The organism is Stenotrophomonas sp. GD03777 (assembly GCF_029842485.1).
GTDB classification, from domain to species: Bacteria; Pseudomonadota; Gammaproteobacteria; order Xanthomonadales; family Xanthomonadaceae; genus Stenotrophomonas; species Stenotrophomonas sepilia.
In genome coordinates, this window is sequence record NZ_JAOCGL010000002.1 from 111,565 (window position 1) to 118,567 (window position 7,003).

The following is a 7,003-nucleotide window of genomic DNA, read 5'->3' on the forward strand; positions in this document are numbered from 1 at the left end:
TCCACCTTTCCCCTTCCACGACCAACTGACCTGGCGCCGTACGGTGCCAGCAAGGGAGTGCTGCGCCCGTGATGCGCCACAAGACACAATTTGATGGATGGTCCTCGGCGATGCTGCCGAGCTTCGTCACCGCCCCCGCTGGGATCGAGTACGTGCCGTTCGCGCAGAAGCAGCGCGACGCTGCCGAGCTTCGCGCCCTGGTCGAGGCCCACATCGCAGCGGGCGGCGCGTATGTCGTGCTGCCTTCGACGGCTGCTGCACAGGTGTCCGCATGAGCCTGTCCGCAGCTTCAACCAATCTGCACATTTCTACACAGATTTACTTGACTTCCCCACGGACGGGGAGCAGGATCTGCCGCAAGGAGCGTAAGAACTCCGAGTCAACAGCGGTATCCGCGCCCGTCAGCATCGCGGTTTTTTTGCGCCTGCTTTTCGAGCGCACCGACGCTTTCCTGCGTCGGGAGGGCGGCAGCCATACAACACCCGCAAGGGGAAAACTGCCCGCCGGACTGTTGACCGGTTCTTACCCTCCCGACACCCTCGGTGCGTCGCGTAAGAACGTCTCGCCGAGGTTTCCAATCTCGTCAACAGGAGACGTCCCCGTGCCTCACGGTGCCCCTTCCACGCCCGGCAACCCGTCCGCGCGTCAGATTTCGCTCGCCTTCGGCCTGATCGCCGACACCCTCGAATGGCCCAACGAAGACTATCAGGCGTTCATTGCCCGGCTGGTCGGTGTGGGCGTATCCCCACTCGCCATCACCCTGGGCGACGTGCTGATGGCCTATACCGCACAGTGCGATGCTCGCAGGCACGCTCGCGGCGCTGATAGCCAGGGGGCGCACTGATGGCACCGCCCAACAACGTGACCATCCCCGAGCCATACCTGCGTCCGGTCATCGTGCTGGAAACGCCGATTCCTGGCCTCGGCCTGCGTGCCTCGTTCGACCAGCACAAGATCCTGTTTCTGGCGCTGGTACACATCGAGTCGGACACAGCAGCGACGTTCACCGCGCATCACTCACGCAATCTTTTGCGGACTGCCGCCGGGGGAATCCAGATTGGAACTGTCGTCTACCTGCTCGCCGAGGGCGAGGCCGAGCGCTTCTTCCAGTGGCTGCGCACGGGCGAGAGCTACCCAGGCGGGGTGAACTGATGGCCAGCAACAACGGGCATACACCGGTACTGCCCGGCCCGATGGATCGCGGCGACCAGGTGATCAGCCTTGCCGACTACCTGCGACTGTGCCGCATCGCGGCTGCGGCCGAACTGCTGGCCAAGCTGCCGAGCGAGGCGGCAAAGATGCTGGAGATCGAGGCCGATCACACCTCCGCCGTCGCGCAGTACATGGCCGAAGACCTCGCCGCGATCATCGGCCGGTCCCGCCCCGCCGTTGAGTAATGCACCACTCCGCCCTCGGTAGCGCGCCAACGCCATCGGGGACGGTCAGGAGAGAACCATGCAACACCACCGCACCGCCGCTCACGCGGCGAACGAAGGCTGAGCCGTCATGCAAGAGGAAATCCGCCAACAGGTACTGTCGCGCATCCAGCGCGACTATGGCCTCAAGCACCGCAGCGGCACCGAGTACATGCGCGGGGGCAAGTGCCCCCACTGCGGCAAGAAGGAGCTTTACACCAGCTACCTCAAGCCGTGGGTGCTGCGCTGTGGCCGACAGGCCAAGTGCGGGCAAGAGGTGCGCGTGCGCGACCTCTACGATGACCTGTTCGACGACTACTCCAAGAGCAACCCGCAGACGCCACAGGCGCCGCATGCTGCCGCTGACGCCTACCTGGCCACCGGCCGCGGCTTCAACGTAAAGGCCCTGCGCGGCCTGTATACGCAGGAAAGCTACTACGACCGCACGAAGCGCGAGGGTACCGCCACGGTGCGGTTCCCGCTGGTCAAGGGCGGATGGTGGGAGCGGTTGATCGACCGCCCTCACCGCTTTGGCAAGCAGAAGGCGCGCTTTGCGCCGGGTGAGAGCTACGCGGGCGTGTGGTGGGGTGCTGCCGCACAGGATCAGCTGCGCACCGCCCGCGAGGTCTGGATCGTGGAGGGCATCTTCGACGCCATCGCGCTCCTGCAGCGCGGCATCTGCGCCGTTGCCGCCATGTCGAGCAACGCCTATCCCGAGCTGTCCCTCAAGGAACTGAAGGCCGCACGTCCCAACGACCTGCCGGTGCTGGTGTGGGGCCTGGACAATGAGCCTGGCGCACGCGCCTACACCATCAAGCACGCCCGCCGGGCCGAGAAGCTGGGCTATCGCTGCTTGGCCGCGCAGATCGAGCAGCTGGGCGAGAAGAAGACCGACTGGAACGATCTGCACCTGCGTGCGCAGGCGGCGGAGGACGGCGACGCACAGTGGCAGGCCGACCTCGACCAGGCGCGCCACAACGGCGCCGTGTTGATGGCGCGCACGGCCGTGGACAAGGGGTTAGTGATCTACCAGCGCGAGCAGAAGACCGAGTTCCACATCGAGTTCGCCTCGCGCCTGTTCTGGTTCGAGTTCGATGCAGTGCGCTTCGACAAGATGATGCGCGAGAAGAATCCCGACGACGAAGAAGGCACGCTCAGCGATGAAGCGGTGGCCAAAATCCAGCGCGCCTGTGCGTCTGTGCAGCAGATCGCCAACTGCTACCCCGAGGCGCTCTACTTCCAGCGCCACGAAGCGACCGACGAAAGCTGGTACTACTTCCGCGTTGACTTCCCGCACGACGCGCCATCGGTAAAGGGTACCTTCACCGGCGCCCAGGTGGCCAGTGCTACCGAGTTCAAGAAGCGCATCATCAGCCTTGCCCAGGGTGCTGTGTTCAGCGGTAGCGGCCAGCAGCTGGACCGGATGATGGAAGACCAGCTGTTCAACATCAAAAAGGTCGACACGGTCGACTTCGTCGGGTACAGCCCCGAACACAAGGCATACATCTTTCCTGACCTGGCCGTGCGCGCCGGCGAGGTCACCCTCGCCAACGCTGAGGACTACTTCGAGTTCAACAAGCTGCGCATCAAGACCACGCAGCGGTCGATCCGCATGGACATCCAGCGCGATCACGAAAACTACTCCACCGACTGGGTCGGCTGGCTCTGGACGTGCTTTGGCACACACGGGATCGTGGCCCTCACATTCTGGTTCGGCTCGCTGTACGCCAATCAGATCCGTAGCAGTCACAAGTCGTTCCCGTTCTTGGAAGCCACGGGCGAGGCCGGCGCCGGCAAGACCACGCTGCTCAACTTCCTATGGAAGCTGCTCGCCCGCGCCGATCATGAAGGCTTTGACCCCGCCAAGTCCACGAAGGCCGGCCGCGCCCGCGCCATGGGGCAGATTTCCGGCATGCCCATTGTGCTGTTGGAAGCCGACCGCAGCGACAACGGGGACAAGGCGCACGCCAAATCGTTCGAGTGGGACGAACTGAAGGACTACTACGGCGGCGGCACCCTCGCCACGCGCGGTGTGCGCAACGGCGGCAACGAAACCTACGAGCCGCCGTTCCAGGGAACCATCGTCATCAGCCAGAACGCGCCTGTTGATGGCAGCGAAGCCATTCTCACGCGCATCGTGAAGCTGCATTTCAAGAAGCCGACTGCGACGACCGAGAGCCGGCAGGCTGCGGACAATCTCAATGCGCTACCGGTTGAGAAGCTGAGCTACTTCCTGCTGGCAGCGCTCAAGGCGGAAACCGCCGTGATGGAGAAGTTCGCCGAGCGCGTTCGGTTCTACGAAGCCAGGTTGCGCGAGGAGAAGGAGCTGCGCGTCGAGCGCATCATCAAGAACCACGCGCAGATGCTTGCCCTGCTCGATGCGCTACGGCTGGTGGTCAACCTGCCGGACCACATGGTGCGCGAGACCCGAGACGCCCTGGTCAAGATGGCCACCGAACGTCAGGACGCCATAGGCGCCGATCACCGCATCGTCTCCGAGTTCTGGGATGCGTACGAGTACATCGAGATGCAGGCCAGTGGCGACAGGCGAACCGTGCTGAATCACTCGCGCGACGACACCCGCATCGCCATCAACCTCAACGAGTTCATCCAGAAGGCGGGCTACTACGGCCAGCAGGTGCCTGACATTGGCGACCTGCGCCGACTGCTGGTTGAGTCCAAGCGCCACAAGTTCGTGAGCGCCAACACCGCCGTCAACAGCGCGATCCGCTCCACCCCGATGGTCAGCAGCACCGTGAAGTGCTGGGTGTTCCAGAAGTAAGACCCGCAGCAACAGCAAAGGCCCGGCGGGGAGTGCGCCAACACCGCCCCCAAGGCCATTCACCAACGAAGTTCAGGAGAGAACCATGCAACAGATGACAGGCCAAGCCATGACCACCCTCGCAAAGTCGCTGGATTCCAGCACCGGACCCGGTGCGGAGGCTATCACGGGTGTGCATAACTGTGTGAATGCTGCGGCAGACGGTGAAACCGACGCCAGCGCTACGGTCACCCTCCATATCACCCACAACCGCGTCATCGCCACGGCGATGCTGAACATGGGACCGGCCAAGATCGCGCAGTGCGTGTTCGAGCGCCGCAGGGGTAGCAGGAAGGGCTGGGAACTGGTGAGTGGAACCGACTTCAAAGACGAGACCAGCTGGATTTCGCCCGAGCTTGCCGACCTGGCCAACCGCGTGCCTTTCCCCTACGAGGTAGCCAACATGCTGCCCGGCAAGCGGGCAACCGCCGCTGCCGTGGCGCAGGCTGCACAGGAGGTGGCCAATGGCTGATTTCGTCGCGCTGTTGGCTATGTGCGTGCTGCTGCCGGTCGCCGGCGCCACGATGCTCAAGATGTGGCAGTCGCGCCCACCGCGCCGCCGGCGCAGCGGCCTGGCCGTAGGCCAGATCCCACAGGCGCTGCGCCGCCGTGCCCCGATGGCCGTCCGTCGGGAGGTCATCCATGGCTGATGTCGATGCCGCCCGCCGGTTCCTCGCGGCCGAGGTCGAGAGCGCTGGCCTGCCTCACGTCGCCGCCGACATCCTTGCCGGTACCAGCCCCTTCGCCCAGGGTGCGTACACCGTTGCCGTGGCGTTCGCGCTGGCTGCACCGTGTGTCGATTGTGACGGCGCGCGGGAGGCCGCATGACACAGCGACAGAAGACGCCACTGCGCGCCCTCCCCGCCTGTCCGGATAACCACCCGGCGCGGTACATCCACGATCTACGTCGCGAGGGCGCGGGCGGTGGCCACCTTATCGAATGCCGTTGCAGCACCACGGCGAAGCACCCGACGTTCGATCTGGCGTGGGCGCACTGGCACAAGCAGCACGGCCTGCAACCGACCGCAGCGGCCGTGGAGGAACGGTTGGAAAGCAACGTGTTACAGATGAAATTGTTCGCCGCAGGGAGAGCTTGAGCATGGCGCAGATCCTGCACTTCCACGATCTACAACGGATCTGCGCCCCTGACGGTCCGCCCCCAACACCAACCACGGTGGAGCGGTGGGCGGACGCTCAAGGGATTCTGTATAAATACGACCGGCGCGGGCGCATCTGGACCACGGTGGAGGCCATCAACGCGGCCTTGGGTCTGCCCGGCGCAACAGCACTGCCACACGAAACGACACTGCTGGAACTGGTTTGATGACACGTGGTCGAAAAAGGAAGTTCAACCCGGAGATCCCTGGTCACATCGACCAGGGATCGCTGCCACGCGGCGTGTATTGGGGCGAAGGCCGTTGGTACGTGCTCGACCCACACCCCGAGGGCATCGGGCAGAAGAAGGAAACGGTGGCCTCGCGGCGCGCCCGCCTTTCGGATCTGCACGCGATCATGGAGGCGCGAGCCGGCGGCAACGTTCGCGGAACCCTCGAATACCTGGTCGAGGTATTCAAGCGATCCAGCGAGTACGTCGACCTGTCGGAGAAGTCGAAAGAGAGCTACGACTACTGCGCCGCAAAGGCGTGCTGCTACCCTCTGCGCGACGGGCGTCCGCTTGGCCAACAGCGCATCGAGCATCTTTCGGTGCCGGTCCTGCAGCGGGTGGTGGAGACCTTGGCCACCGGACGGCCGGCCATCGGCAAGCTGCCCATGATCCCGCCGACCCCAGCAGCGGCCAACCGCGTCGCCAGTTACCTGCGGCGTCTCTTTGCATGGGGTATCCGACACGGCCATTGCTCCACCAATCCGGCTGATGGCATCCGCAAGGTGCGTGAGAAGCGCGACGCGCGCATGCCTGAGCACGACGCGTTCGACGCGGTGCTGCGGTTCGCACGCACGTGCGCCAGCCGGCAGGCGCACACCGCTGGCAGCTGTCCGCCCTATCTCCCTGCAGTCATGATGCTGGCCTATGCGGTTCGCCTGCGCGGCATTGAGGTGAACACTCTCACCGACGCCAACCTGCAGCCGGAGGGCATTCGCAGCAATCGCCGAAAGGGGTCGCGCGACAACGTGACGCTGTGGACCAAGGATCTGCGCGCGGCCGTAAAGTGGCTACAGTCCTACCGGGACGAACGAATGCAAGCCCATGGGCGGCCGGTGCCGATCAAACCGGAGCAGCGACGCCTTCTCGTTTCGGAGTCCGGCACCCCGCTCACGAAATCAGCGCTCGACAGCGCCTGGCAACGCCTGATCCGCCGTGCCGTTGAGGAGGACGTGATCGAGAAGGAGCAGCGGTTCGCGCTCCATGGCCTGAAGCATCGGGGAATCACCGACAGCGAGGACAAGAGTGCTGGCGGGCACGTGACCGAAGCCATGCGTCAGCTGTACGACCATTCTGTACCGGTGGTGAGAGCGGCCGTGAAACCAAAAAAGAAGAGCTAATTTTACCGGCAATTTTACCGGTGGATGCAAAAAGGCCAGCGCACCGCGCTGGCCTTTTTCGTTGATAGCCCTATTTTCAAGGGCTTTCGGTGCTTCCCGAGTGGTGCCGCTTATCCGAATCGAACGGATGACCTACTGTTTACAAGACAGTTGCTCTACCAACTGAGCTAAAGCGGCATGGGTGGTGCACCGGCGGCAGCGCCGCGGTCAGGGGATTCTAGCGCAACCGCGTGCATTCCAGCGACCGGCTCTGCGCCGCGCCGCT

11 protein-coding genes and 1 tRNA gene are annotated in these 7,003 nt (G+C 64.2%); 11 read left to right on the forward strand and 1 reads right to left on the reverse strand.

What is annotated here, in order from left to right; all coding sequences use genetic code 11:
- Positions 1-71 precede the first annotated feature (71 nt).
- The 11 genes from N5E02_RS01390 (at position 72) to N5E02_RS01440 (ending at position 6,738) form a co-directional block, all read left to right on the forward strand.
- Complete coding sequence (locus tag N5E02_RS01390) at positions 72-275, forward strand: hypothetical protein (RefSeq protein ID WP_279945766.1); 204 nt, start codon at positions 72-74, stop codon at positions 273-275.
- Positions 272-844: a hypothetical protein gene (locus N5E02_RS01395; RefSeq protein WP_279945760.1), complete on the forward strand. Its 573-nt coding sequence runs from the start codon at positions 272-274 to the stop codon at positions 842-844. Before N5E02_RS01390 ends, N5E02_RS01395 begins: the two co-directional genes overlap by 4 nt.
- Positions 844-1,152 (forward strand): hypothetical protein, encoded by a 309-nt coding sequence (locus N5E02_RS01400; RefSeq protein ID WP_069116371.1) that lies wholly within the window; start codon positions 844-846, stop codon positions 1,150-1,152. Before N5E02_RS01395 ends, N5E02_RS01400 begins: the two co-directional genes overlap by 1 nt.
- Positions 1,152-1,397: a hypothetical protein gene (locus tag N5E02_RS01405; protein ID WP_069116373.1), complete on the forward strand. Its 246-nt coding sequence runs from the start codon at positions 1,152-1,154 to the stop codon at positions 1,395-1,397. Before N5E02_RS01400 ends, N5E02_RS01405 begins: the two co-directional genes overlap by 1 nt.
- A gap of 109 nt (positions 1,398-1,506) precedes the next feature.
- Complete coding sequence (locus N5E02_RS01410; RefSeq protein WP_279945761.1) at positions 1,507-4,197, forward strand: toprim domain-containing protein; 2,691 nt, start codon at positions 1,507-1,509, stop codon at positions 4,195-4,197.
- Between the two features lie 85 nt (positions 4,198-4,282).
- Complete coding sequence (locus N5E02_RS01415; RefSeq protein ID WP_049419432.1) at positions 4,283-4,708, forward strand: hypothetical protein; 426 nt, start codon at positions 4,283-4,285, stop codon at positions 4,706-4,708.
- Positions 4,701-4,886 carry a hypothetical protein gene (locus N5E02_RS01420; protein WP_049419431.1) on the forward strand — a complete coding sequence of 62 codons (186 nt, stop codon included), beginning with the start codon at positions 4,701-4,703 and terminating at the stop codon, positions 4,884-4,886. Before N5E02_RS01415 ends, N5E02_RS01420 begins: the two co-directional genes overlap by 8 nt.
- Entirely contained in the window at positions 4,879-5,064 is a 186-nt protein-coding gene (locus tag N5E02_RS01425; RefSeq protein ID WP_279945762.1) for a hypothetical protein, read from the forward strand. Before N5E02_RS01420 ends, N5E02_RS01425 begins: the two co-directional genes overlap by 8 nt.
- Positions 5,061-5,333 carry a hypothetical protein gene (locus N5E02_RS01430; RefSeq protein ID WP_279945763.1) on the forward strand — a complete coding sequence of 91 codons (273 nt, stop codon included), beginning with the start codon at positions 5,061-5,063 and terminating at the stop codon, positions 5,331-5,333. Before N5E02_RS01425 ends, N5E02_RS01430 begins: the two co-directional genes overlap by 4 nt.
- Positions 5,334-5,335: 2 nt before the next feature.
- Complete coding sequence (locus N5E02_RS01435) at positions 5,336-5,560, forward strand: hypothetical protein (protein WP_053461891.1); 225 nt, start codon at positions 5,336-5,338, stop codon at positions 5,558-5,560.
- On the forward strand, positions 5,560-6,738 hold the full coding sequence (locus tag N5E02_RS01440) for an integrase (RefSeq protein ID WP_279945764.1): 1,179 nt from the start codon (positions 5,560-5,562) through the stop codon (positions 6,736-6,738). The genes N5E02_RS01435 and N5E02_RS01440 overlap by 1 nt, the downstream gene beginning before the upstream one ends.
- A gap of 101 nt (positions 6,739-6,839) precedes the next feature.
- Here the strand turns inward: N5E02_RS01440 and N5E02_RS01445 are convergent.
- Positions 6,840-6,915 (reverse strand) — tRNA-Thr (locus tag N5E02_RS01445).
- Between the last annotated feature and the right edge of the window lie 88 nt (positions 6,916-7,003).

Bases quoted from the DNA above. Each gene is read 5' to 3' on its own strand.
- N5E02_RS01415 (WP_049419432.1), top strand. From the start codon at position 4,283: ATGCAACAGATGACAGGCCAAGCCATGACCACCCTCGCAAAGTCGCTG.
- N5E02_RS01425 (WP_279945762.1), top strand. From the start codon at position 4,879: ATGGCTGATGTCGATGCCGCCCGCCGGTTCCTCGCGGCCGAGGTCGAG.
- N5E02_RS01435 (WP_053461891.1), top strand. From the start codon at position 5,336: ATGGCGCAGATCCTGCACTTCCACGATCTACAACGGATCTGCGCCCCT.
- N5E02_RS01400 (WP_069116371.1), top strand. From the start codon at position 844: ATGGCACCGCCCAACAACGTGACCATCCCCGAGCCATACCTGCGTCCG.
- N5E02_RS01405 (WP_069116373.1), top strand. From the start codon at position 1,152: ATGGCCAGCAACAACGGGCATACACCGGTACTGCCCGGCCCGATGGAT.
- N5E02_RS01420 (WP_049419431.1), top strand. From the start codon at position 4,701: ATGGCTGATTTCGTCGCGCTGTTGGCTATGTGCGTGCTGCTGCCGGTC.
- N5E02_RS01430 (WP_279945763.1), top strand. From the start codon at position 5,061: ATGACACAGCGACAGAAGACGCCACTGCGCGCCCTCCCCGCCTGTCCG.
- N5E02_RS01390 (WP_279945766.1), top strand. From the start codon at position 72: ATGCGCCACAAGACACAATTTGATGGATGGTCCTCGGCGATGCTGCCG.
- N5E02_RS01440 (WP_279945764.1), top strand. From the start codon at position 5,560: ATGACACGTGGTCGAAAAAGGAAGTTCAACCCGGAGATCCCTGGTCAC.
- N5E02_RS01395 (WP_279945760.1), top strand. From the start codon at position 272: ATGAGCCTGTCCGCAGCTTCAACCAATCTGCACATTTCTACACAGATT.
- N5E02_RS01410 (WP_279945761.1), top strand. From the start codon at position 1,507: ATGCAAGAGGAAATCCGCCAACAGGTACTGTCGCGCATCCAGCGCGAC.